Source organism: Rhodococcus sp. As11, assembly GCF_048957735.1.
Taxonomy (GTDB): Bacteria; Actinomycetota; Actinomycetes; order Mycobacteriales; family Mycobacteriaceae; genus Rhodococcus; species Rhodococcus gordoniae.
In genome coordinates this window covers 1-23,439 of record NZ_JARDJE010000020.1, presented here as the reverse complement: position 1 = coordinate 23,439, position 23,439 = coordinate 1, and the positions used below count along the sequence as shown (strand labels likewise).

At 67.1% G+C, this 23,439-nt stretch carries 25 protein-coding genes; 3 read left to right on the top strand and 22 right to left on the bottom strand.

The features are described from left to right. The first annotated feature begins 3 nt into the window (after window positions 1–3). Window positions 4–1,146 (top strand): hypothetical protein, encoded by a 1,143-nt coding sequence (locus PV766_RS19955; protein WP_421097714.1) that lies wholly within the window; start codon window positions 4–6, stop codon window positions 1,144–1,146. Between the two features lie 55 nt (window positions 1,147–1,201). Here PV766_RS19955 and PV766_RS19950 read toward each other — a convergent pair whose 3' ends face one another. The 19 genes from PV766_RS19950 to PV766_RS19860 all read right to left on the bottom strand — a co-directional run bounded on the left by PV766_RS19950 (window position 1,202) and on the right by PV766_RS19860 (window position 19,564). Further along, window positions 1,202–1,795 (bottom strand): hypothetical protein, encoded by a 594-nt coding sequence (locus PV766_RS19950; RefSeq protein ID WP_033098637.1) that lies wholly within the window; start codon window positions 1,793–1,795, stop codon window positions 1,202–1,204. Window positions 1,796–1,872: 77 nt separating this feature from the next. Next, the gene (locus PV766_RS19945; protein ID WP_193904098.1) at window positions 1,873–2,343 is read right to left on the bottom strand and encodes a hypothetical protein; all 471 of its coding nucleotides are present in this window, start codon (window positions 2,341–2,343) and stop codon (window positions 1,873–1,875) included. Window positions 2,344–2,352: 9 nt separating this feature from the next. Next, window positions 2,353–2,850, bottom strand: a complete 498-nt coding sequence (locus tag PV766_RS19940; protein ID WP_193904099.1) for a DUF4913 domain-containing protein — start codon at window positions 2,848–2,850, stop codon at window positions 2,353–2,355. Window positions 2,851–2,852: 2 nt separating this feature from the next. Next, complete coding sequence (locus PV766_RS19935) at window positions 2,853–4,817, bottom strand: type IV secretory system conjugative DNA transfer family protein (RefSeq protein ID WP_421097713.1); 1,965 nt, start codon at window positions 4,815–4,817, stop codon at window positions 2,853–2,855. A gap of 17 nt (window positions 4,818–4,834) precedes the next feature. Then, window positions 4,835–5,386, bottom strand: coding sequence for a hypothetical protein (locus PV766_RS19930; RefSeq protein ID WP_106201990.1), 552 nt, complete (start codon window positions 5,384–5,386; stop codon window positions 4,835–4,837). Window positions 5,387–5,400: 14 nt separating this feature from the next. Further along, the gene (locus tag PV766_RS19925; protein WP_421097712.1) at window positions 5,401–7,032 is read right to left on the bottom strand and encodes a peptidoglycan DD-metalloendopeptidase family protein; all 1,632 of its coding nucleotides are present in this window, start codon (window positions 7,030–7,032) and stop codon (window positions 5,401–5,403) included. Further along, the gene (locus PV766_RS19920) at window positions 7,029–7,343 is read right to left on the bottom strand and encodes a hypothetical protein (RefSeq protein WP_106201973.1); all 315 of its coding nucleotides are present in this window, start codon (window positions 7,341–7,343) and stop codon (window positions 7,029–7,031) included. The genes PV766_RS19925 and PV766_RS19920 overlap by 4 nt, the downstream gene beginning before the upstream one ends. Continuing rightward, window positions 7,340–9,091: an ATP-binding protein gene (locus PV766_RS19915; RefSeq protein ID WP_421097711.1), complete on the bottom strand. Its 1,752-nt coding sequence runs from the start codon at window positions 9,089–9,091 to the stop codon at window positions 7,340–7,342. The genes PV766_RS19920 and PV766_RS19915 overlap by 4 nt, the downstream gene beginning before the upstream one ends. 15 nt (window positions 9,092–9,106) lie before the next feature. Further along, entirely contained in the window at window positions 9,107–10,612 is a 1,506-nt protein-coding gene (locus PV766_RS19910; protein WP_421097710.1) for an SCO6880 family protein, read from the bottom strand. Next, window positions 10,609–12,186 carry a hypothetical protein gene (locus tag PV766_RS19905; RefSeq protein WP_421097709.1) on the bottom strand — a complete coding sequence of 526 codons (1,578 nt, stop codon included), beginning with the start codon at window positions 12,184–12,186 and terminating at the stop codon, window positions 10,609–10,611. Before PV766_RS19905 ends, PV766_RS19910 begins: the two co-directional genes overlap by 4 nt. Then, window positions 12,177–13,016, bottom strand: a complete 840-nt coding sequence (locus PV766_RS19900) for a hypothetical protein (RefSeq protein ID WP_421097708.1) — start codon at window positions 13,014–13,016, stop codon at window positions 12,177–12,179. The genes PV766_RS19905 and PV766_RS19900 overlap by 10 nt, the downstream gene beginning before the upstream one ends. After that, window positions 13,013–13,621 carry a hypothetical protein gene (locus tag PV766_RS19895; protein WP_421097707.1) on the bottom strand — a complete coding sequence of 203 codons (609 nt, stop codon included), beginning with the start codon at window positions 13,619–13,621 and terminating at the stop codon, window positions 13,013–13,015. The genes PV766_RS19900 and PV766_RS19895 overlap by 4 nt, the downstream gene beginning before the upstream one ends. Continuing rightward, a complete protein-coding gene (locus PV766_RS19890; RefSeq protein ID WP_033098897.1) occupies window positions 13,618–13,992 on the bottom strand; it encodes a membrane protein in 375 nt (124 codons plus the stop codon). The genes PV766_RS19895 and PV766_RS19890 overlap by 4 nt, the downstream gene beginning before the upstream one ends. A gap of 16 nt (window positions 13,993–14,008) precedes the next feature. Then, window positions 14,009–14,302, bottom strand: coding sequence for a hypothetical protein (locus tag PV766_RS19885; protein WP_033098898.1), 294 nt, complete (start codon window positions 14,300–14,302; stop codon window positions 14,009–14,011). A 15-nt stretch (window positions 14,303–14,317) separates the two neighbouring features. Further along, window positions 14,318–14,890: a hypothetical protein gene (locus PV766_RS19880; protein ID WP_421097706.1), complete on the bottom strand. Its 573-nt coding sequence runs from the start codon at window positions 14,888–14,890 to the stop codon at window positions 14,318–14,320. Continuing rightward, the gene (locus tag PV766_RS19875; RefSeq protein ID WP_421097705.1) at window positions 14,887–15,666 is read right to left on the bottom strand and encodes a hypothetical protein; all 780 of its coding nucleotides are present in this window, start codon (window positions 15,664–15,666) and stop codon (window positions 14,887–14,889) included. The genes PV766_RS19880 and PV766_RS19875 overlap by 4 nt, the downstream gene beginning before the upstream one ends. Next, window positions 15,663–16,709 (bottom strand): hypothetical protein, encoded by a 1,047-nt coding sequence (locus PV766_RS19870; RefSeq protein ID WP_421097704.1) that lies wholly within the window; start codon window positions 16,707–16,709, stop codon window positions 15,663–15,665. The genes PV766_RS19875 and PV766_RS19870 overlap by 4 nt, the downstream gene beginning before the upstream one ends. Before the next feature lie 67 nt (window positions 16,710–16,776). Continuing rightward, window positions 16,777–17,886, bottom strand: coding sequence for an insoluble domain protein (locus PV766_RS19865; RefSeq protein WP_421097703.1), 1,110 nt, complete (start codon window positions 17,884–17,886; stop codon window positions 16,777–16,779). A 43-nt stretch (window positions 17,887–17,929) separates the two neighbouring features. After that, on the bottom strand, window positions 17,930–19,564 hold the full coding sequence (locus PV766_RS19860; RefSeq protein WP_387429040.1) for a cutinase family protein: 1,635 nt from the start codon (window positions 19,562–19,564) through the stop codon (window positions 17,930–17,932). Between the two features lie 154 nt (window positions 19,565–19,718). On the opposite strand from PV766_RS19860, the gene PV766_RS19855 reads away from it, so the two are divergent. Continuing rightward, a complete protein-coding gene (locus tag PV766_RS19855) occupies window positions 19,719–20,165 on the top strand; it encodes a helix-turn-helix domain-containing protein (RefSeq protein ID WP_421097702.1) in 447 nt (148 codons plus the stop codon). A gap of 217 nt (window positions 20,166–20,382) precedes the next feature. After that, window positions 20,383–20,730 (top strand): helix-turn-helix domain-containing protein, encoded by a 348-nt coding sequence (locus tag PV766_RS19850; RefSeq protein WP_019287537.1) that lies wholly within the window; start codon window positions 20,383–20,385, stop codon window positions 20,728–20,730. Here PV766_RS19850 and PV766_RS19845 read toward each other — a convergent pair. The 3 genes from PV766_RS19845 to PV766_RS19835 all read right to left on the bottom strand — a co-directional run bounded on the left by PV766_RS19845 (window position 20,727) and on the right by PV766_RS19835 (window position 22,857). After that, window positions 20,727–21,308 carry a hypothetical protein gene (locus PV766_RS19845; protein ID WP_421097701.1) on the bottom strand — a complete coding sequence of 194 codons (582 nt, stop codon included), beginning with the start codon at window positions 21,306–21,308 and terminating at the stop codon, window positions 20,727–20,729. The two genes, PV766_RS19850 and PV766_RS19845, sit on opposite strands and share 4 nt — an antisense overlap. After that, window positions 21,305–22,285, bottom strand: a complete 981-nt coding sequence (locus tag PV766_RS19840) for a hypothetical protein (RefSeq protein WP_421097700.1) — start codon at window positions 22,283–22,285, stop codon at window positions 21,305–21,307. The genes PV766_RS19845 and PV766_RS19840 overlap by 4 nt, the downstream gene beginning before the upstream one ends. Window positions 22,286–22,389: 104 nt before the next feature. Next, window positions 22,390–22,857, bottom strand: coding sequence for an ImmA/IrrE family metallo-endopeptidase (locus tag PV766_RS19835; protein WP_421097699.1), 468 nt, complete (start codon window positions 22,855–22,857; stop codon window positions 22,390–22,392). Between the last annotated feature and the right edge of the window lie 582 nt (window positions 22,858–23,439).

Below are 23,439 nucleotides of genomic sequence, written 5' to 3'. Positions count from 1 at the left end.
ACTATGGCGGACAACGACCAGAAGCGGCGGTTCCTGCGCAATCGGGGACGAGCAGCTCACCCCACCGAGGCGGCGAGTGCACCGAACTCGCCCGACGGGCCCTCGGCCGGTGCCCAGGCGAGACCGCAACCCCGACCGGCCAGGGCGCAAGCCAGCCAGGACGTGACCGACCTCGTCGGCTTTCTTCGCCAAGTCGACGGCCGCCGCGCTCAAGGGCATCCGGCCCCGGCACCGAAGAACCGAACCGAGGTTCTCGGCGCATTCCGGGGACAGCCCGCCGAGCAGACCACGGTCCAGATTCTGGCAGCAGCAGCAACAGCCCGGCATGTGGGCGCGCAGGCGCAGATCACCCGCAAATGGGAGCAGCTCGCGCAGGAGAATGCGGCACGACTGGACGCACTGCGAGCACAGCAGTACCGGCAAGAGCAGCAGCGATATGTGCAGGTGCAGATGCCCCCGGACGAGATCGCCCGCCGCCTCGCCGAGCGGCAGGCCATCGACCGGGACGCCGACAACCGCGTCTTCGACGCCGCCGCCGCCGTCGCATTGACCTACGTCGCCGCCCGAAGTGTGCCGTCGTTCGACAAGCTCGCCGAACTGTCCGAACAGCACCTCGCAGTGGCCGAACCCACCGAGAAAGTCCCGGCAGCGGTGACCGAACCCCTCGCCCCCACCACCGACGAACACACCGCCGACTCCGACACCGTAGAGATGAACGTCGACAAGTCCGAGACCAACCCGGACGCGTCCAGCGACCGTGCCCCGCAGCCCGACCCGGCCGACGCAGTCGAAGAAGAAAACGAAGCGGATGTGTCCGACCAGCTCGAACGGATCGCAGAGACGGCACCGACGAGCAGTGGTGACCTGGGCAAGATCGGAGCTGCCCTCGAGTCCGCCGGCCGGGGTCTGGCCGCCGCGGTCGGCCCGGTCAACGGTGACGACGAGGTCGCTCCTCCCCTGTCACCCGTCAACCTGAACCAGCTCAGTCAGGAACTACTCGATGCGGTCGGTGCTGCGATGAGCAGTCATCCCCGGTCGGTGACCGAGATGCTCAACATCGAACGCACGCCCGACCACACCAACGAGGCCGCGTTCGTCCCTGACACCGGCGTCGAACACAGTCACGAAGCAACGCTCGGGTACTGACCGAAGACAGCACTGTGGGGACCACCGGACGGTGGCCCCCACAGGTGTCTTTCGATCAGCTGGAGTAGGTGTACAGCACGCAGATCGTGGCAGCGAGGACGAACACGCCGGTGCCCAGAGCACACAGCGCCATTGCGAGGGCCGTCAGCCAGTATTGGGCGGCTTTTTCCTTGAAGCCGCTGAACCACATCACCCCAGCAAGGCCGAAGACGGACACCAGTACCGCGCCCACCGCTACCACGGTGGCCCACCGCCCGTATCCCACGGCTTGCGCCACCAGGTCGGTGGTGTCGCCGGCCGGGACGTAATCCCACAGGACCACCAGGTCCCGGTCGAGATAGAACCAGCCGGCCACCACGATGAACACCAGGGTCGGGGCCGCGTACCGGACCCACCACCACCGGCTGCGAGGTGCGTAGCGGGACAGTGCATCGAATGCTCTGCCCTGCACGTGAAGGGCGGACACTCGAGGATCACGCTCGCGTAGTTCCTCGACCGCGGCCGCAGCCTGATAGAACGCCAGCTCCCGTTGATCGTCGCTCAACGACACTTCCCACTCGTCGAGCCATCGCTGCTGTTCGTCACGGATCATCTGACGCCACTGGTCACCGGCCGGTGTCAGATCCGGCTTGGGCAAAGTCAGTTTCATGCCATTTCTTCCCATGTCTCGTCCCGGACCGTCCCGGCCCAGGGTCGTCGTGTCGTCGCTCGGATCACTGCTGTCTCTTAGCTGTGCTCGCTGACGATCTGCGTCTCCCGTTGTTCGGCTCGGGCGCTCGAACCATCCACGAACCGGCCTGTTCGTCTACGAACCATCGACGCGATCGCGTCGAGCACCAGGGTCGCCACCAGCGGAGCAACGATTACGCTGACGAACACCGTCGGGGGGACGGTGCGGAATATCAGGGTCTGACTTAGGTCCGGAATCATGGACACGCCTCCCAGTCCGATCAGCCAGCACACGATCGAAAGAGTCGTCGGGGCGAGGTGTCGATCACGGATGTAGTGTTCGCCGACGATTTCCTGACACCGGACTACGCGCAGGGCAACGACCCCGAGCTTCACCAGCAGGACGGTCGGTGCGAGCAGCAGGACTGCCCCGAGCATGAAACCGATGACGGGGTACGCCGGTGGTCCGGTCGGCGGGAGGACAGGGTCGATGGACACGAGGGCGGGCGCGACGGTCTGGAGGATCATCGCTGTCTCCTAGTTGTATTGGTCGAGGATTTTGTCAAGAACGTTGGACGGAACCGGGTCGGCAGGCAGGGCGGGCCAGCCCATGAAGCTGCGGTCGGCTTTGGCGTTGGCCATCGGTCCGGTGTCGCCGTCGAGGATGACCTTCAGATGTGGTTCGAGGTGCTGTATCCACCAGGAGGACATCGCGGACATCGAATCCGAGGCGCGGGCTTCTTCCCAGGCTTGGTGTAGCGCGGTCAGGCGGGCGACGACCTCCGGGTAGGCCCACCACCTCGCATCCCAGGACAGGCCGCCGTCGTTGTCGCTGATCCGCCGGCGGATCACCGGCAGGAAGAAACCGTTCACCCAGGCGATGACATTCGCGTACTTCGGCTCTTTCTTCTCCTGCGGTTCCGGAGTGGAGCCGACTGCTGCGGCCTGTTCCGGGGTCCACTCGTCGGCGGTGCCGTCTCCGGACTCGTTGCCGGTGTCCCAGCGATCGTCGGTCGTGCGGGGCAGATTCACCATGTTCATTCCTTCGACATGAACTCGGACGTAAACAGGGCAGTGGTGCGGGAGGACTCCACGACAGGCGCGTCTACGGTGCGTGGTTGCTGCGGACCCTCACTGCCTAGGCGATCGGACTCCCCCATCGGCAGCGCTTTTTGTTGGGCAGGGCCGAGCTGCTTGCTGTCCTTCGTCGACTGACGGATCGCCTCGGCGAACGGCGAGTTCCCCCAGAACGCTTTGCGGACCAGGATCGGGGTGGAGCCACCGATCGTCACCAGCGCCCGGGTTTTCGGCAGCGCCCGCAAGTCCCGCTTTTCGAAGATGGTTTCCTTCTGCCAGTTGTTCGACACACTCGCCTGACCGCTGGAGAAGAAGCCGGTGGGGCGGCTGCGAGATTCGGTGTCGACGTAGTGGGTGCCCACGGCATCGACCAGACCCGACAGGAAGGCGTCGTCTTCGACGTTGCCGCCGTACCAGACGACACTGCACGCATCGACCATGGACTTGAAGGCTTCGCGGCCCCAGACCTTTTCTCCCTGGGAGGGGGACTGGAAGAAGGTGATGAGGATGATGCCGCGGCCACCGAAGTGCGAGTACCAGCGGGGCAGGTCCTCGATCTTGCAGATATTGGCGGCCTCGTCGAGCACCGCAGTGAACGGGATCGGCATCCGTTCCGATTCCTGCTGCTCGGAGTATTCCTCGGCGCAGGTGAGGATCTGCCCGACCAGGGCACTGGAGATCGCCGAGGATGAACCAGGACCGTCTTTGGACAGCGCATACATCGTGTCGGTGCGGGTGACGAACTCGGCGGAGATGAACTCCGGTAGGTCGTGGACGTGCTCCCCTTCTGTGACGGTGACCCTGCCGGACTGATCAGTGCCGATGACGACCCGGCGGTTCGGCAGAACTGCTTCGGCATAGCGAGGCTCGTCCAACGGGGACAAGAAGCGCCGGGCCATGTCGTAGAAGCCGTCACGCTGCTTGGCGTTGACGGCCTGCTTACCGCGCATCGTGCGGGCCAGCTCCGGGTAGCCGTACTGCTCGAGCACGGCCGGGGGGATCTGTGACTGGGTGTTGGTCAGCCACTCGACCACATGCCGGATGTCCCCGCCGGCCAGGGCGGCGGCGAGCATGTAGGAGGCGAACAGATCGCGGGCGTTGCCGTCGAAGTAGGCATCGACACGGGCACCGGCGTCGGTGGCAGCGGAGATGAAGTAGCCGCATACCGCCGCGGCAGAAGGCAGGTCGGTGACGGTGCGCAGCGGGTTGAACCAGAAGCTCGCACGTTCTTGTCGGTTGCCGGTAGACACGCCTTGCAGGTCGAATACCCATACCCGTCCTGTTTCGCGGCGGATACCGACGGTGTGCGAGTACACATCCCCGCGGTTCGACGCCACCAGCGCCGCCCCCGGGGCGTGACAGATCGCCGGGATAGCGAACGAGGCGGATTTACCCATGCGGGCGCCGGCGAAGGCGATCGCCACGAATTCCCAGGTCATGCGCAGGGTACGATCCCCGACCACGGTGTGTCCGAGGGGGATGCCGAGGTAGCCGGGATGAGTCTGCGAGATGGCGGGGGCGAGCCGGTCGGTGGAGGCGGCGAGGTACTTCGGGTCGGCCTCGTCGACTTCTCGCGGATCGACCATCGTGCGGGCGAGGCGGTCGATGCGCTGTTCGAACTGCTTGCCCTTGACGGTCTCGAGCACCCCGAACCGGCGCAGCGCCCACCACCCGGCCCCGGCGAGAGCAGCGAGCAGGACCAGCTCGACGCCGAGGACGAGCGTCGCGCCCGCCGGCCAGCTCGTCGAGCCGAACCCCAGAGCGAAGAACAAGCCGATCGGATTCCAGGTGGGGTCTGCTCCCCCACCGGTGTTGTAGGCGATCGTCGGCAGATACGCCGCCACCAGCAGGGCCGGGAACGCCTTGAGGAACACCTCGTCGGCGGCCGAGGAGCTGCGCGGTCGCTCGCGTCTCGTTTGTGCCATCGTTTGTGTGTCCCCTTCTACTGCTGGAATCGGTAGTCGGTCAGTCGCCAGCCGCCGTCGGTGCGGACGATGGTGGTGCGCCACAGCTGCGGGGTCAGGCGGGTGCTGCGCCCGCTGGCGTGCAGCACCGACTGGGTGCAGATCACGTCGATGACCACGGTGCGCATCCCGGCCGGGGCCTCCGGGGTGGTATCCGAATGGGCGCAGACCGCCGTCACGGCGTCTTTCGCCGCCGCCCACTGCTGCCAATCGGCATCCGGACGGACGTCGGCACGGCTGCCGGATTCGGCGACGGCGAGCAGGTCCCCACCGAGATACGGCGTGGCCCGGATCAGGGCGTCGGTCTTGCTCTCGTCGATCGCGGGCTGCCAGGACAGGATCATCTGCATCGCGGTGATCGCAGTGTCGTCGGCGTCGATCTGCTGGGGTGAGAGCGGCTCGATCACCTGATGGTCGTCGCTGCCCTCATGGACGTGCTGCTCACCTGCGGGGTCGCTGCTACCGCAGCCCGCCACAGCGACGGCGGCCGCGGTGCACACCGCCGCGGCGGTGACTCGTGTGATCCTCACGGGTTTGCCTTCTTTCACTGGTTGCTCATCGCCCGGTACTGCGGTTCGGCGGCGATGATCTTGTCGGCATAGGGGCGGGTCTGGACCACGTAGTCGGTGTGCCCGGTGGGGAACCCGCCGGAGTTCAGGACGGCGCCTTCGCCGGCGTTGTAGCCGGCCAGATACAGCTCGGTGCGCCCGTTCGGTGCGCTGACCGTGCCGTCGTCGATCCAGCCGTCGATGGTGTCGGCGATAGTGCACATGTAGTGGCCTTGGGCCATGACGGCATCGCCGATGCTGTTCACATCGACCCGGCCGTCACCGTCGTAGTCGCGGCCGTAGCTCGCCCAGGTGCCCGGCATGAACTGCGCCGGTCCCATCGCTCCGGTCACCGATACCGGAGCGGAGTCTCCGTGGCGGAAGCCGTTCTCGGCGGCGAGCTGAGCAGCGAGCAGCGACGGTTTGATCTGCGGGCAGATCGACCCGGCCCGCTCGATCCACGGAACGAACTCCGGTGGCACGGTGCCGTCGGCGAGGTAGTCGCCCACCCCGTCCCCGGAGATGAGGCAGTCCGCCGCCATCGTGGTGGCGTTGCCGCTGCCACCGGGCAGCGACCCCCACGACACCAACCTCTCGTCGGTGCCCTGACCGTGGACGCTGATGTGCACGTGGTCGTAGTGGTTCTCGGTCTCGCTGCCGCGGTCTTCCATCAGACTCGAGGCACCGCCGACGGGGTAGTAGGTCTTCCGCCAGATCACGTACTCGACATTGAAGAACTCCGCATTGGCCAGCACGTAATCGGTGATCTCGTCCCCGAGAGCCACCCCGTCACCGGAGCGATAGTTCGCGATCATCAGATCCACAGCCCGACCTTCGGTGTGATCGCTGGCGTAGCCACCGTCGGCGCGCCACCCCCCGATGCTCGCGATCCGGTCCCCGAACTTCAGGTGGGCAGCGCGAGCGAGTTTCTTCGCATCGACCTGCAGGCCCTGCTCGGAACCGGCCGACGGCGGCAACGGCTGCGCCAAGTTCCCCTCCGGCGGGGCGGACGGCACCGCGGTGGGCGGCCCGGCCGGGGTCTGTCCCGGTGCGGGAGCGGAGTCGTAGTAGGGCAACGGGTCCACCGCTGCGGTGCCCCAGCCGCCGGGCCAGACTTCCCAGTGCAGATGCGGGCCGGTCGATTCCCCGCGATTGCCCACGGTGGCGATCTGCTGACCGGCGCGGACCTGCTCGCCGACGGCGACGGTGTAGGTCTCGATGTGCCCGTACACGGTGGACACGAGCTGACCGTCGATCACATGGTCGAGCACCACCCACTGCCCGAACCCGCTGGCGGGGCCGGCCTGGCGCACCACCCCGTCGGCCGAGGCGTAGATCGGGGTGCCGATGGCCCCGGCCAGGTCGATGCCCTGATGCTCGGTGCCCCAACGCGGGCCGAATCCGGAGGTGAAGGTGACGGTGGAGGGATCGACCGGCTTGATGAACGAACCCATCGGTGCGAGCTTGTCGCCGGATCCGAGACCGGTGCCGGGTCCGAGGCAGCTCGTGCCGTTCTCGCGATCTTCCTCGTCCGCAATTCCCATCACCAGGACGAGGAGCAGGAAGAACGGAATGAGTGTGAGCGCCAGAATCAGCGCGATCAGGCCGGTACCCCCCTTGCCGTTCACCGCAGGCTCAGATCCTCGGCGGCGATGCCGTGCTTGCGTGCCAGCGCCCGGTTCAGCTCCTGTGCCAGTGCCAGTTCCGCTTCCAACGCGGCGACTTCCTGCGGGGTGCGGCGAGGGCGCCGGCCGGAGCGGTTGACCCAGCCCCGCACCGTCGTCTCCGCGACGTCGAGCTGCGCAGCGGCGGCTCGCGTAGCGGCGGTGAAGCTGACCCCGGCCTTCATGCGCCCCAGGACCGTCTCGATCGCGGCCTCACGGGTGAGGTCATCGACCAGGGTGTACCGGCGACGGCCGCGACGCTCCCGCCGGCTCACGCTGCACGCCCCGTGGCTCGGTCCTCGTCGGCCGCCCGCAGACGGGCATCGGTGTCGTGAATCCCGGAATCCTTTTCTGCCTGGGGCACCCACACCTTGAACGGGGTGCCCGGTGTTGCGCCTTCACCGAGCTTGAGCAGGAAATGTCCGACACCGGCGGCGGTGCGCTTACTGCCCGCCGAGACGGTGCCATCGCCGTCTCCGGTGACCTTGCGGCGTGCTTGGCGCAGTGCCTTCTTCTCCTCCACCGAGGACGTGGTGTCGTTGGCCCAGCCGGTCACCATCGCCCGCTCAGCGCGGGAAAACTTCATGAACCGGCCGAGCCGGTCGAGTTCGGCCTCGGGGACCGGGCCGATGATGCGGGCGCGGGAGCGTTCGATCATGCCCAGCGCCCCGACCTTTTCGAAGTCCGCGAGCGAGTGCGTGACCATCGTCATCGCCACGCCCATCGACCGCTGCAACCGCTGCACCGCATCCAACCGGGCCACCGCCGAGCTGCCGGTCTGGATCACCTGCCAGACCTCGTCCAAGATGATGTGGGCGGCAATCGACTTCGCTCCGGGCACCTTGTTGTCGGCCAGGATATGCGCCGCTTCTACCGCCGCGAACGCTTCGTTCCACCCGGCGAGAAGCACAGCGGCCCGCATCAATTCGTCACCGGGCGGGACCGAGGACATGTCCAGGTCCACCATCGGCTTGGTGATATCGATCCGCACGGTGCTGTGCCGGTTGAAGGTTTCTCCGAACCGGCCCTTGACCAGCGCGCGCAGCGAGCGCAGCAGCGGTTTGATCTGACCGCGGTATTCGTCGTCGGTGTCGGCCACCGCGTCGTCCATCAGCTCCTCGGATCCGGTCGCGATCAGTGCCAGCAGGTCCTCGAGGCGGGCTGCGTGATCGTTGTCGAACTGCGAGTCCGGGGCGTAGAGCAGCCGGATCGCCGAGGCGAGCAGGGTTTCCTCGAAGTCCTTCAGGGGGCCGCGGCGGACGATCTCGAGCAGCGCACAGATCATGTTGAGCTGACGGGCGTGCAGCGCGAACTCGGCCTTTTCCCGTTCGAGGGAACCGGTAGGCAGTTGCTCGATCGCATCGCCGATCGGGCCGCGATCGAGGGGGTTGATCGCGCCGGTGCCGTAGCCGACCTCGCTGACCTGCCCGCCGACCTGCTCGGTGAGCACCCGCAGGTCCGGCTTGACGTCACCGGGCACGAGCACCAATGTGCCTCGCGCAATGTCGCCGAGGGCGATCCGGCGCAGCAGCGTCGACTTGCCGAAGCCGTTGAGGGCGCAGATGAAGCAGGACGGGGCGGTGATCGCCTTCATCTTCCAGGCGTAGAGCGGATCGAATCCGACGGCCGCGCCGGTGGTCAGATGCCGACCCAGCGGGGTGCCCAGCAGCGGAGCCTTCGCGCCGACGATCCACGGGTAGATCCCGGCGACCTGGACCGAGGTGCCCCGGTATTCGACCGGCGGCATCACCGTGGACATCCGGCCCCCACCGGCACCGTCGAATCCGCGATCGTCGAGCTCGGCGAGCGGGCGGTCGAAGCCGTCGGAATTGATCCGGGTCAACCGCTCGACCGTCGCCCGGCGACTGTACTGGCGGGTGACCAGGCTTTTCTTCCATGCCTTCGTGATGCCGGTCGCCGAGGCCGCTTGCTCCTCGAGAGCGGACAACTCGTCGTCCGACAGCAGGGTCTTGGCGATCTTCTCGGCTTGCGCGATCCGGGTCGAGGTCGTGGCTTTACCCATGACAGCGTCCTCCTCCTAGTTGCTCAGGAACGACGGGATAGTGGTGTGGTCGGGCGCGATGACTCCCACGCCGAGGGAGGCCGCGAACGCGGCGGCCTGCCAGCACCACGAGCGGCGGATCGTCAGCCGGCTCTGCCGCGAGAGGTCCTCGACCAGGGCGTCGATCTTCGGCACATCGGAGCTGCCGGCCGGTTCGGTCACGGTCACCAGCACCCCGAAGCGCACCATCCCGGCGCCACGGGCCTGTTCCATGCGGGCCTGGGCCGTGGCCGCCAGCTCGATCTGCGACTTCGCCGAACCGATCGATCCGTTCTTGAGCGACCCACCGTGCGCTTCGGCCATCGCGTTGCGGTAGTCGCTGTCGGCGATGTCGGTGGCTTCCCCGGCCGAATGCGGCCGGTAGATCACCGAGACCCGCTTGAGCGGCACCGCCTCGTTCGGGGCCAACAGGCGCTGGAGCACCCGTTCGGTCACCGCTCCCTTGGGGGCTTCACGCATCTCCCAGGTCACCGACACCGCACCGTCGTGGACGTACTTGCCGCCATCGGCGCTCTCCAGCGCGGTCCGCGGACCGCAGTCCTCCCAGGTCAGCCCGGTGCCCTCCCCGGAGTACACGCCGGCTTCGACATCGACGAGCGAGGCCGGGTCGTAGGAGCGGCGCACGAACGCCATGATGTCGTCGGCATCCATCGGCGAGCAGGGCACACCGGAGCGTGCTGCCGACGCCGTCAGGGCGGGCAGACGCCGGCCGAGTTCGACGGCCTGCTCGGAGGGGTCCTGTTTGCGTTCGGTGGTCTTGGCCTCGAAGGTGATCGCGATCCTCGCCGCGAGGCGGATACCGCCGGAGGTCAAGCCGGTGGCGAGCTGGTAGGCCGCATCGCGGGCGAGCTGTGGGGCGTCGGCGCGGGTGTTCTGGTGCACCGTTTCGTACAGTTCGATGCCGGTCTCGGGCAGCGTCTCGACGGTGGTGACCACCGCGAGGATGTCCGAGGTCTCACCGGCCCCGGACAGGAACTGTGCCCAGTTGCCGACATAGTGGTCGATCACGTCCTGATCGACGGCTTCGGCGCCTTGGGGGTAGGCGTCGAAGACGACGGTGTAGGCGCCCCGGCTGGGCATGTGGATCATGCCGAAGGTGCGCCCGTCGGAGTCGATGCCTTCGTAGAGCTCGGTGTCGCCGAGCACGCCGGGAAGTCGGTAGGCCCGCCCGGGAACGCGGGAGAACGTGCCCGAGGCGTAGGCGTGTTCACCGCGGCGGCGGCCGCGCCAGAACTGGAATCGCATCAGTGCCCTTTCGTAGCCGGAGCGGCCGTCACGGGAGATGACCAGGGGGATGAAGCAGACGATCACGGGGATGGCGAGCAGCAATGCGACCGTCATGCCGAGGAACAGGCCCGCGATGATGACGACGGCTGCGGCGGCGATCCCTGCGATCGAGGTGCCGAAGGTGGCTCCGAGCAGGCCGGTGCTGCGGGGTCGGCGCCAGTTGCCGTAGGTGTTGAATGTCGGCTCGTTGCTCACTGTTCGAAGCCCCCTCGGTTGAACTGGTGGCCGGCCCCCGTCGCCACAGGCGCATCGGAGCCAGTGTTAGCGGACCCGCCCGCACCGGAACCGCCGGAACCACTCGAAGCAGTGCTGCCGGGAGTGCCCGCGCCGTTGCCTTGGGGAGCCATGCCGCTGCCCTGCGGAGTTCCTTGCTGATTGCCTTCGGGGTTGCCACCTGCCGTACCCCACCCAGCGGGTGCGCCGGTGGGCTGTGCGCCCGCACCGCCGCCGGGTGGCTCGTCGTCACCCTTCGTCTTCGACGCAGCGAATCCCGCTCCGGATGCCGCGCCGCTGGCACCTCCGGTGGCGACCATCCCGGCGGCTTTCGCGCCCCCACCGAGCAGACCGACCAAACCTGCGGCAGCAGCGAGGCCGCTGCCGCCGCCTCCGAGTGCACCGATGTTCGGGACGATCAGGCGCATCAGGGCGGGCAGCACCAGCGCCGCGGCACACAAGGTGATGACCCCGGACAGGGCCATGAACCCGTCGCCGTTCTCGGGATCGGTGATGGTCGGGGTGGCCTCGAGGAACAGGATCGCCGAGACCCCGATCACGAACGCCCCGACCGGCTTGACCAGCAGGAATGCGATCGTCCAGGCCAGCATCTTCTCGTATGCCTGGCTGCCGACCTTGGTGCCTCCGGCCGCGCCGGCGATCGGCAGCGCCGCTGCCATGAGCACGAGGATGCCGGTGCGCAGCAGCATCAGAAACGCCATCATCAACCCGCCGAGCATGCCGATAATGCCGATCAGAAACAGCAGGCCCACACCGGCCGGACCGGAGTACAGGGTGATCGAGACCATCGCTTCGGCCAGGCGGGACGGGTCGGAGCCGACCGCACTGTCCATGAACCAGGCCGAAATCTGGTCCGACAGTTCGGTGCCGAGCACGATCAGCGTCGATGCTCCCCCGGCGAGCACCGCCGCACGGGCCATCTGCTTGAGACCCTCTTCCGAGGTGTCGCGGATCGCGCCGGATCGGGCCAGTGCCAGCCGGCCCCCGAGCAGGATCAGCGACAACGACAGGGCCGCGACCTGGATGTAGAAGGTGTAGTCGTTGACTGTCGCTACCGTCGTCTGGAAGGTGTCCCCGTCCATTTCGGTGCTGGTGATCCACCATCCGAGCGCGAACTTCAGCACCGCGACACCCGCATTGCCGATCCACAGCGCCGTCTTCTCGACCGCACCCTCAGCGACGCCCCCGGCGACATCTTCGATCGTGCCGATACCTGCATCGACCGCGGTGCCGACCGCGTCCCCGCAGCTGGGCAGGTCCACGTCGCCGATCTGATTGGCGATCCAGCCACCCACGGTGCCGGCCAGCATTCCACCCGGGGTGCAGGTCAACGTGCCGAGGGTGGTCTCCAGCTGCTCGAAGCCTGTGGCTTCCTCGTCGTCGACCTGGGACGAGTCGTCAGTAGCCGGAGTGAGGGAGGAATCCGTCTCCTGCGCTGCTGCGGTGTGTGCTCCCACGAGGGCGAGGACACCGACAACACACGTCACGGCGACAACCTTGATCAGTGCTGTCCACAAGCTGCGGGTCACCACCATTGTTGCCACCCGTCCGCCGAGAGGGATTCGTACTCGACACCGAGAGCGGTGGAATCGGCCTGGAGCACCCAGCCGGTGCCCTCACGCCAGACCATCGGGATCTTTGAGACCGCGATCTGGGCCGAGCCATTGGGGCGTTCGACGGTGTAGCCGAACTTCACCAGAGTCAGATCAGGGTTGAACAGCACGTTGACCATCGGCATCACCGACGCCGGCGTGTCGTCAGCAATCCCCAGAGCGGAGAACTCGCCCTTCGGGTCCGACACCAGTCCCGCCTCAGTCGCCATTTTCAGCCGGTTCCCGCCCGCGTAGGCATAGCCGAAGTAGTGGGCTGCTGCGAGTGCCGCTCCTTGCGCGGTGCGAGAGAACCCGGTGGCGACACCGTTGTCGGTGAACGCGGTGGGGCCATCGGAGGTCGAGAACGGAAGGTCCATGTTCCCGTGGATGCGCTGGAGCATCACCCCGCTAGGGGCCTGGTCCGCCGGACGGTTCGAGCTGGCCAGGGTGTCGGACAGGATCACGCCGTGGGGCTCGAGCGGCACGTAGATAACACGGTTGCCTTTGTCGAAGACCGGGTCCGGCTCGAACAGACCGTCCTTGTCCTGGGCGGTGGCGCTACTGCCGGTGGTCGGATCGAGAGAGACCAACGGCTCTGCGTCCTCGCCTCGGAAGACCATCACCAGGCTGACCACGACACCGACGACGACGATGACGGCCACCGCCGCCAAGCCGATGGTGAGTTTGGTTGCCGACGATGCGCGTTCGTTCTCGGCGTCGAATGAAGGGGTGTTCTTCTCGTGGGTCGAGTCGGTGGTGTTCTGCTCGGTCACTTGCGCGTCTCCTCGAGATCGACCAGCTCCGACGGCAATCCGTCGAGAGCGGTGATGGCGGCGGCGGTCTCGTCGCTGGGCAGGTTCAGTCGCCAGTCGTCGTCGACCCACACCACCTGGGTGGTCGAAGAGGCGAGCGAATCATCGGAGAATCGCTGCACGACACCGACGGTCGCAGCGTCGTCGCTGTAGTCGTCGATGGTGTAGCCGACGATGGTCGGCACCATCTCGGGGTCGGTGCCCGAAATCTCCACCAGCCCCCGGTGGGCGGCGTACAGGTCGCGGCCGTCGCCGGGTGCGGCGACACCGGCCAGGATCTGGGGCCAGTTGCGATCGGAAGCGGTGGCCAGCTGCACCGACTGGGTGATCGCCGCCAGCGCCGCTCCCTGTGGGGTGTGGCTGAATCCGGCGAAGGGTTCCCATTCACCATTGCTGGGGCCGTCGGTGGTGCCGATCGGCACTTCGATCCCGCCGAGCGTGATCCACCGGTTGATCTGCGGTGGATCGGTGATCGACAGCTCGGACCCGGGGGTGTGCGTTCCTGCGCAGCTGGTGGCAGTCAGCGCCACCGCGACCACCGTTGCTCGCGCCCACCGACGCATCATCGTTCGTTCTCCTCGTTGCCGGATTGCTGTTGCTGTTGTCTCTGTTCGAGCTGGTCGATGACCGTCGGGGAATGACCGCTTCCGATCTGCTGGGCTTGGGGCCCCTGGGCCGTGGCCAGCAGGATCGTGGCGATGGTCGCGGCCACGCCGCCGGCGAGGATCGCCCCGATGTTCGCTGCGACGAACTCTGCGGCGGTGGGGGATTCGATGCCGGCACCGTGCTTGTGGTCCCAGGCCAGGCGTCCGCCGACGAAGATCACTTTGGCCACGCACAGGATGAACACGATCCCGGCCGCATAGCCCAGCAGCGTTTGGAAGCCGTCGACGACCTCGCCGGGAAGGGGCACGACCCCTTGAGCGGATACCTGCATCGCTTGACCCCCGCCCTTACGCCGCAGAAGTGACGGCGCCGAGGATCTGGTTCGCCGAGATCGCCACGATCGCACCGACAAGCGAGCCGACGAGCATCTTCGGCGAGTCCCCCGAGCCGTGCTGCCACTTCTCCCACGCGAACTTGCCGCCCGAGAAGATCAGGGCCGCAACGCAGGCGAGCGTGACGCCCCACAGCAGCCAGTTCAGCAGCTTGAGCAGGCCGTTCGCGCCCGGAGGCACTTCCGGGTTGATGTCGAAATTGACGGCACCCTGCGCGAGATACGCGGTATCTACAACCGTCTGGATCATGAACTGTCCTCCGTGCTACTGGCCCGACCACAAGGTCGGGAGACTCGATTGGATTGCCGTGACGATGCCGACCCCGGCAGCGATCACGTCCTCGGGAACGTCGATGACCGCTCCCTTGGTCTGGATGGGCACGCCGTCGAGGGCGCGCCAGGTCGGAAGGCTCGATCGGGCGGCCGAGGCCAGAAAGCGGTGCCAGCCGATCGACCAGTGCGCCTGGACCGCGCCGGTGACGATCGAACGCAGTTGGCGCACATCCTTCGGCAGCGGACCGGCCGCGTTGGCCACGGTGACCAGCCCGAGCAACTCGCAGGCCAGATCGCGGTTGCGGTGTTCGAGGATCAGATCGTGGGCACTGGACAGGCCCTGGATGGTTTCGCGGCAGACGACCACGACATAGGGCGATTCGATCTCTCGGGCATTCCCGCACGGCCATTGACGCTTCGCGTCGTCGGCGAAGTCCCAGTACTGGGCCAGGGTGGAGACCCCGGACCCGCCGTGTGCGCCGAGCAGCCACACCGCCGGTCCGGGAGCCGGAACCGGGTACGGCTCGATACGAGCGTCGACACTGGTGCGTTCTCTGGCGGTCATGCCAGCTCCCCCGTCCCGACCCGATCAGCGGTGTCGTTGTCCTGGTGGCCGGCCTCGATGCGGCCGAAAGCGTCGAGCACATCGGTCCAGGCATCGATCGACTCGACCGACAGGCGGCGATGGTCGACGGTGCCGGGGCGAGCCAGGCTCGCATCGAAGGGCACTTCGACGAACCCGGCGACCAGCGGGGACAGTGCATCGCGGATCGGGGTCAGATCGACCACGCTCTGCGGGAGCTGGTGTGAGATCGCCACCACCGTGTGGGAGAGCACGTCGCGTCCGTAGGTGCGCACCAGCCAGTCGAGGGCGCCGCGCATCCGGGCCAGCGGTTCGGCACGGGGCGGCACCGCGACGACGATCGCAGCCCCGGCCTCGATCAACGGAGCCACACGGCGTGCGCGCAGGGCTGTTCCGACATCGTGGATGCGGGCGAGGCTGCGGTCGGCGAGCAGGCTGTCCACCAGGGCCGAGTCGGTGGCTTCGCCGTGACCGACGACCACCGCCCCGGCACTACTGACAGCCATCCGCGAGCCGAGCTGGCGGACCGCCCGCGCAGAATCGAGCGGTTCGACCCCGACACGGGCGAGCAGGTTCCCGCCGTCGGTGGTGCCGTCGATCGCCGCGACCTGCGCATCGGCACCGAGGCGCAGGGCAGTGGCCAGGCCGAAGCAGGTCGTGGTCGCGGCCGCTCCCCCGGAGCCGGCCACCACGATGGCCGAGAGGTGTTCGGGCTGCTCGATTTTCGGGCTGCGACGCAATGCAACAACGTTGTTCATCGGTTCTCCACGTTCGCGATCTTCACGCCGCCGTCGGCGGGCATGGTGGTGATCCACTGCTTGTGGATGCCTTCGTCTCCCACGGGCGGGAACTTCAGCAGCACATCGACCGACCAGCGGTTGGGGTCCTCGGTCGGCAGCACGGTCACGCAGTGCTCGGTCCCGGCCGGAACAGCGTCGATGAAGCTCTGAATATCGTTGCCGGGCAGCACCATCAGCTCTGCGACGGCCTTGCCGTCCCGCTGGACGTAGTAGGCGTGCTCGAACGCCTGGATCACCGCCGGACCGGAATCACGTCCGCCGGGACCGTTGCCGACGATCCGATCCGGCTCGGTGACCGGGGCGCACCACGCCGGTGCCGCCGCGGTCGCGGTCGTGGTGGGGGTGGTCGAGGGCGAGGCCACCACCGACGAGGACGGCAGCGGCGGCACCTGTGGTTCGTCGGTGCTGCCGACCGTCGCGGTCACCACCGCAGCGGAGACCACTGCCAGCACGGCGACACCGCCGCCGACGAGCATCCAGGTGCGGGACCGATCGCCGTCCCGCTTCGCCGGAGCAGCGGCAGCGGTGTCGGTGACCGGCACGGCGGGGGCGCTGGCGGGGGCCTCGGCCGGCTCGGGGGCCGGAGTCGGCCGGGGAGGACGGGCACGGCCGATCGCGGACTTGAGTCCCCCGCGGTTGCGCTGCGCGATCACCAGCGGACCTCGCGGAATGTGGGCGCGCACCCAGTCCGGGGCGGTGGCATACGGGTCGTCGCCGGTGTCGTGGTCAGGGTGCGGGGCCGGTGCAGTGTCGGCGACGGGGGTCTCAGCAGTGCCGATCGGCTCCAGGTCGGTCTGGATGACCGCATCGTCGTCGGATTCCCAGGTGGTCTCGGCAGCGACCGGTTCGAGGTCCGAGGAGGCGAGCGCCGCGTCGGCGATCGTCTCGTCCGGGATCGGGAAGTGCACCGATCCGGTGTCGGTGTCTTCGGTGGGAGTCGGTTGCGGCCCGTAGTGCTCGGTTACATCCGGGAAGAGTGTTCCTCGATTGTCGGTCGACAAAGTGTCCTCCGTCGTCGGGTGGTGGGGGCGGGGCGTGCCCGCCCCCACCGAAAGCTGGTCGAGCAGGTCAGGCCGGCACGATGCCGTCGCCGATCGCGGTGGAGATCATCTCGGCGGCAGTGCCGGCCGAACCGCCGAAGAAGGTATCCAGTGCGTTGTCCACACCGGCGATCACGCCTTCACCACCGGGCTGGACCTTGACCCACTCACGGACCTGGGAATCGACCTGCGGGGCGGTCTGCACGACATTGCGGACGGCGTCGGCGGCGGCCTGTCCGACCGGGCCGGAGGACTGCCACTGCTCGACTGTGGAGTCGGCCTGCTCGGTGAGCACGTCCTCCCCTACGTCCGGCAGTTCCACCTCGATGGGCTGACCTTCGTCGTCACCGGCACCGAAAGCGGTCCCGGCAGCCAAACCCACCAGCCCACCACCGACGGCGCAGGGCACACCGGCCAGCGTCGCGCCGACAGCGGTACCGAGGGCGGTACCGGCGACACCGGTGGTGATCTGGGGCAGCGGAGGCGGCAACGGAACCATGCCGGCCATCCCGGCACCGGCAAGGCCACCAATCGTTCCGCCGAGTGCGCCACCACCGACGGCGCACGCCGTGCCGACCGCAGTCGCGCCGACGGCGGTTGCCGTGATCTGAGCGGTTGCTACCCGATCGGCGCGGCTGGCTTCGATACCGACCGACTTGTAGAACGTCGCCACATCCGACCGGATCAGACCGGCGGTGTTGTTGGTGCGCTCCCGGTCATCGTCGGTGACCCAGTTCGGCTGGTTGAAGTGGATGTCCCCGACCATGATCTTCTCGGGCGGAGCGATGTAGATCGGTTCCGGCTCGACCGGCTGCGGGGCACGCAGCTCCAGCGGGTCGATCGGCGGCGGAGAGGACTGCCGCTCGTAGCGGTTCGTGTCGTAGTTGTAGTCCGGCAGCGGCGCATACTCGCGCTGCTGCGCCGGCGGCGGAGTCCAGTAGATCTGCTTGGCCGGAGGCTCGGGCGCGCTGGTAGTACCGCCCTGAGTGGACGGTGCCGGGGTGGTCACCCCACCCTGCGAGGGAAGTTCCACCGGATCGGCCGAGGCCAGGCCGGTGCCCGCTGCCACGATCGCGGCGGCCGTGGCGGGCACGACACTCGCCTTGGCGATGCGCGATGCCCTGCGATGTTTGCTCATACTCGCTTCTCTTTCTTCTGTGTCGAGGCGTGAATCACGTGAATCAATTGAGTTCGGCGGCCGAGATGCCGCCTTGATCGAGCACCGTCGGTCCCGCGTCGACCACAGTCGTGGTGCTCACCGCCGGTGCCGAGGTGGTGGGCGGCGTCGTCGACGGGGACGTGGACGTGGACGTCGAGGTCACCGAGGTGGACGTGGACGTGGACGTCGAGGTCACCGAGGTGGACGTGGAGACGGCGGGGTCTGCCGCAGCCCGGATATCGGCTGCGGCGGCCGCGAGCCAGGACGCAGCGAACCGGGTCGGAGCCTGCCCGCTGGCCGTGGCCGGGACCGACCCGTAGGAGCCATGTTCGGCGGCGACATTGCGCACCGTCGTCATCGCCACCAGGTCGAACGCATCCCGGTTGGCCTTGACCTCGTTCTGCACGATCTGGAAGGTCTGCCGCACCAGCCGCTGCGAGGTCGCCGGCGGGACCAGCTCGGGCAGCACACTGACCGTCTTGGCCGCGAGCACAGCGAAGGCCGCGGCCGGATTGGCCAACCCGGCCGCCGCGACCGCTGCGATCGTCTCCGGGGTCAGCACCTTCTTGACGACCGTGACCGCCGCATTGATGCCGATCAGCCCGACCTTCATCAACGCTGCGGTGACTTCCTGCCCCGTCGGCGGCGTGGCCCGAGGATCGGATGCCTCGGCCAGGCGCTGCGAGATGGTCTTCTTCGGCTGGACCGAGATCGCCGACAGCGCGTTCTTCGGCGCCTGAATGTCCTGGTTGACCACATCGACGGCGGTCTTGAACGCTGTCGATGCCAGTGCCCGTCCGACCGTGGAGATCGCGACGAACGGATCCCCGCCGACCTCGACCTGACCGGCGACGTTGACCACCGCCCGCACGACCGGGGCGTTCGCCGGCGCATCACAGGCCAGATCCCCGCCCTGGCACCAGGACGACACCCGTCCCGACAGGCTGCCGTAGCTGCTGGTCAGATCGGCCACCGGCCCGATGCCACCCCCCTTGGGGGCGGTGAACGACACCGATGACAGCGCCTTGACCGCCTCTCCCCTGGTACCGGGAACCGGTGACGGGGCTGTCTGCGAGGTCCCGGGGAACAATCCCGATCCGGGGCTGCGGGTCGGCGCGCCGAACAAGGCACCGGCTGCGACCGAGCGGGCCGGAACGGCCCCGGTGCCCTCACCAACCGAACGCAGGAAGTTCGATGCGGCATGGGCGCCCTGGGAGAAGCCGACGACGGCGAGCTTGGCCGAGGGGCACTGCGAGAGCACCTTCTGCGCCGCCAGGGACAGGTTCTCCTCCCCCGCGGTCACCGACTCGACATACGACTCGGTGCCGCCGGGCGTCAGGCCACCGAACGAACCGGGATACGGCACATACGCCCGGTCCACGCTCGCGCCCAGCTGGCGGGCCTGATCGAGCAGCGGCCCCATGATGTTCGAGAGCATTCCGGTATCGACCTTCACCGGCGCATCGGGCGAGGTCTCGGTGGTGCCCTGCATTCCGAGCACGTACAGGTCCGGGCAGTCCGAGACCAGCTCGCCGAGCCAGTGCGGTTCATCGCCCGTGCTCGACTGGGCATAGGCCGGGGCGGTACCCAGGCCGGCAGTAGCCAGCACAGCTGCCGAAACTGATACGGCTGCAATGCGTTTGGGCCACGCGCTCATATTCCCCTCCTTCACGGCTACGACCTTACTCCAGATCGAAGTTATTTCCCACAGTTATTTCCTAAAGAATGTCGGCGGCGATTTCCACCTAGCTGCGCATATGCGGCAAAGTTGGTGCGAGAGTTACCGGAGTGGACCCGAGACGGAGGTGAGTGTGCCGCGCCGCGCCCTGTACGGGTTCGATCCCACCCGGCTCACCGAGGTGCGCCGCGAACGGGGCCTGTCCCGCTCCGACCTCGGACGCCTGTCCGGGGTCACGTACAACACCATCCGAAGCTGGGAGACCGGCGAGGGAGCACCGAGCCCGAGTGCGCTCGAACGCGTGGCCTCAGTCCTCGACGTTGCAATGAGCGAACTCGCCGTCGTGCCGGACGGAGTACAAACCCTGGCGAGCTGGCGGACCCGACAGGGCCTGGCGCAGGCCGACATTGCTCACGAACTGGGGTTGTCGAAGTCCACCTACTCCCGTCTCGAACGGGGCGAGCGCCCGTTGACCGATCCCGAATGCCTGAAGCTGGCACGCATCTTCGAGACAACCGAGGAACAGGTGAGAGCGCTGTGGATGCGCGCTCACCGACGGTCGAGCAGACCGACACGGTGACCCCGCCGGCACATTCACTCACACTCCTGCGTTTCGCCGACCATCCGATCGGAAACCCCCCGAAGGTCAAAATCACGATCGTAATATTACCGTGGTGATAGACGATGGACGTAGAGGAGCCCCCACAGCGGCGAGTCGATTCACGCAGTGGGGGTGGTTGTAGATTTGACAAGCCCGGTTCACCTGGCCGTTGTCGAGATTCACGAGGAGGTCCACCGTGGCGACGTTCGCCGAAAAGCTCCGCTACCTGATCGACAACGTCCACCCCAAGGACCGAGGCCCGTTCACCATGAACGAGATCGTCGATGGCATCCGCAGCAACGGCGGATCCATCACCCAGGGCTACATCTCCATGCTGCTCAACGGTCAACGCCCCAATCCGGGCCTGAAAGTCGCCCAGGACCTCGCCGACTTCTTCCGCGTCCCGCTGCAGTACTTCGCAGACGACGACTCGTTCGAAAAAGCTGTGCGGTACATCTCGTGGGTGCAATCCCTGCGAACCGAGGACGTCGAAGCAGCTGCTCGCACCTACAACCCCTACGACGACGAACCCACCCGGCCCTAATAGGGGAAGTTCACGATCGCGAGATACGTCAACGGCGCAATGACCAGGCCAGTGACGGCACCGACCGCAATTTCTTTCCTCGTGTGATGCTTCAACCTCATCCGGGACCATGCGATCGCCGGCGCGAGAACCAATCCGGTCCACCACCAGGGGGACAGTGCGACCGCGAGGACAGCGACAACGCCGCACCACACCCCCATGTGCACCGACGCCTTGACGCCGACCCCACTGGTCCAGACTCCGATCCCCACCAGGGTCACCAAGCCCGCGCACGTCAGGGCGATCATCTCTTTCGGCGCCTGAGCTACGAGCTGCACAACGAGCGCCACAAGCACCAGGACGAGGATCGCCCCGATCAACCCATGACGTTCCGAATGCTCCGTCACGTGATGGTTCCCGATCCGATCACGCACCATCCCCCACACGATCAACGCCATCGGCAGCACCCCGGCGAAGAGCGCAACGAAGGCGCCCCAGCCCGGATGACCGATCGCGAAACCGAGAATCAAGCACGACGCGATATTCACCGTCCACGGCGCAGCGATCTCGGTCAGCACCCTGGCCACCAGGTCTTTCACTTCCGCATCTCCGCCTTATCGCAGAGGTGAATATCCTGGAACGCCCTACCGACGGCGCGCACCCACTTGACCGCATCGAACCCCACCGGGGGCCGCAACCCATCGACCCCGATGCCCCCGGACTCGCCGGTGTCCACCCACCGCGCGATCGACTCCGGAGTCGCCGGCACCCCATGTTCGGGCAACTTGTCCACATCGGCCTGCATCGACAGCGCATCGAGCACCTCATTCGCCCGGTCCGCGGTACGCCGGGACGGATCGAACGAAGCCCACGAGCCCCGGATCACCCCCGGCCAGCGTTCCTTCACCACGACCATGTACAGCTCCGCGAAGTCCCGACGCTGCTTCTGACTCCGGAACACGCCCTCGATAGAGGACCACAGCAGCCCGAGCGTCGTCAGAACCGCTCCGATCAGAGCCAGCTGGGTCGTCAGATCCAGCGCATACGTCGAGGTCTCGACCCACCCGAGGCGCGCAGCGACGATGTATCCGCCCCGAATCCACGCATACGATGCCAGCACAGCAACCCCACAGGCCAGGATCGCCAGCCCCCGCCCTGAGGGCGTGCCCAGATCCCAACCCAGCAACACGACCACAGCGATGACGGTGCACAGAACAGCTGCCACCCCCATCACGAAGGCCGCGGAGTCGGCATAGCCCGGCAGATGCACGTAGAGCTCGTCGAACTGGTACCCATCGGCCGCCTGAGGAGCTGGCTCCGCCGAGAAGAACAACGCGACCGCCACCGCGGTTGCAGCCGCCGCCCCTGCCGACAGAGGGGCGATCCACCGCCGCTGACGATCCACGTCAGGCACCCGAAGCGCCACGATGATGATCGACGCGCCGAGACAGATCCCGAAGAAGATCCCGTGCTTGACCGCCGACGTTGCGTTCGCAACCCCCACGGCCTCACTGATGAACCGATCGACCGCACCGACATTCACCGTCGTGTGCAGCGCCATGAAGATGAACACCACAGCGGTACCGAGCGTCAGAACCGAGCGCGAAGTGCGCCAACGCCACAACCGAGTGAGAGCCACCCACCACAACAAGACCGACACGACGATCGAAGCGAACACCGCTACAACGCCTCGTTCAGCAACGATCGAATCCGAGCCGACCGCGCCCCATCTGCCCCGGCAATCCGCCGACACAACTCCGACGCGAACGCCTCCGCCTCCACCTCGAGTCGCCGCCGAGACTCGTCGAGACAGTCGAGCTGGCCGCACTCGCGCAGCATCAAATTGGCCATGTCATGCCACTCCGGGGGAAGCGTCCGGTTTGCAGTCTCCAACGCAGGCACCCCCTTGTGCCCCAGCAGCATGTGCCCGAATTCGTGAGCAACGGTCCGATCGGGAGTCGCGACCCACGGGGCGTAGTGAATCTCGTCCCGCTCCGGATAACTGCGCCAGACCCCGAAGACGCCAGGGGCGAGATCGTCACTACGGACCACCTGCAAGGGACGGTCACGGAGCCGCTCGATCGTCGGAATCAGTCCGAAGACCGACGCCGCCTCATCCCCCCGCGCATGTGCAAGTAGCTCGCTCACTGCACCCACTACCGGGTCCACAGACGCCCTCCCACTCCTCGGCGCCTCACGTCGCTCTCTAGAGAACTCGGCACACACCAAGTCGAGGGGTCGCAGCAATCGCGTCGAACCGACGTCCCCCCGACGGAACATCGACGAATCCGGAGATTCGACCTTTGGCATCGTACCGAGTTCTACGGGCTCGAAATGTGATCTGTGGCACCACGTCTGCAGATAAGCATTCCGCGTCTCGTGCATGCACTGCGTGTAATGCGTGTGGCGTCACGCAAGTGAGCTGCGCGTGCAGAGCAGTCAGTGCATGCATCGCATGTGTCGCGGGTATTGCATGCACGGCATGCACGGCATGCACGGCATGCACGGCATGCACGGCATGCATTGCGTGCACGCAATGCACATGTTGCGTATGTTGCACGGCGTGTCTGCAACGCAAGCCACGCGAGATACGCAAGGATTGCACTGTCGGCACGCCACGCACGGCACGCCTGCAACGCAAGCCACGCGAGGAACGCAAGGATTGCACTGTCGGCACGCCACGCACGGCACGCCTGCAACGCAAGCCACGCGAGGAACGCAAGGATTGCA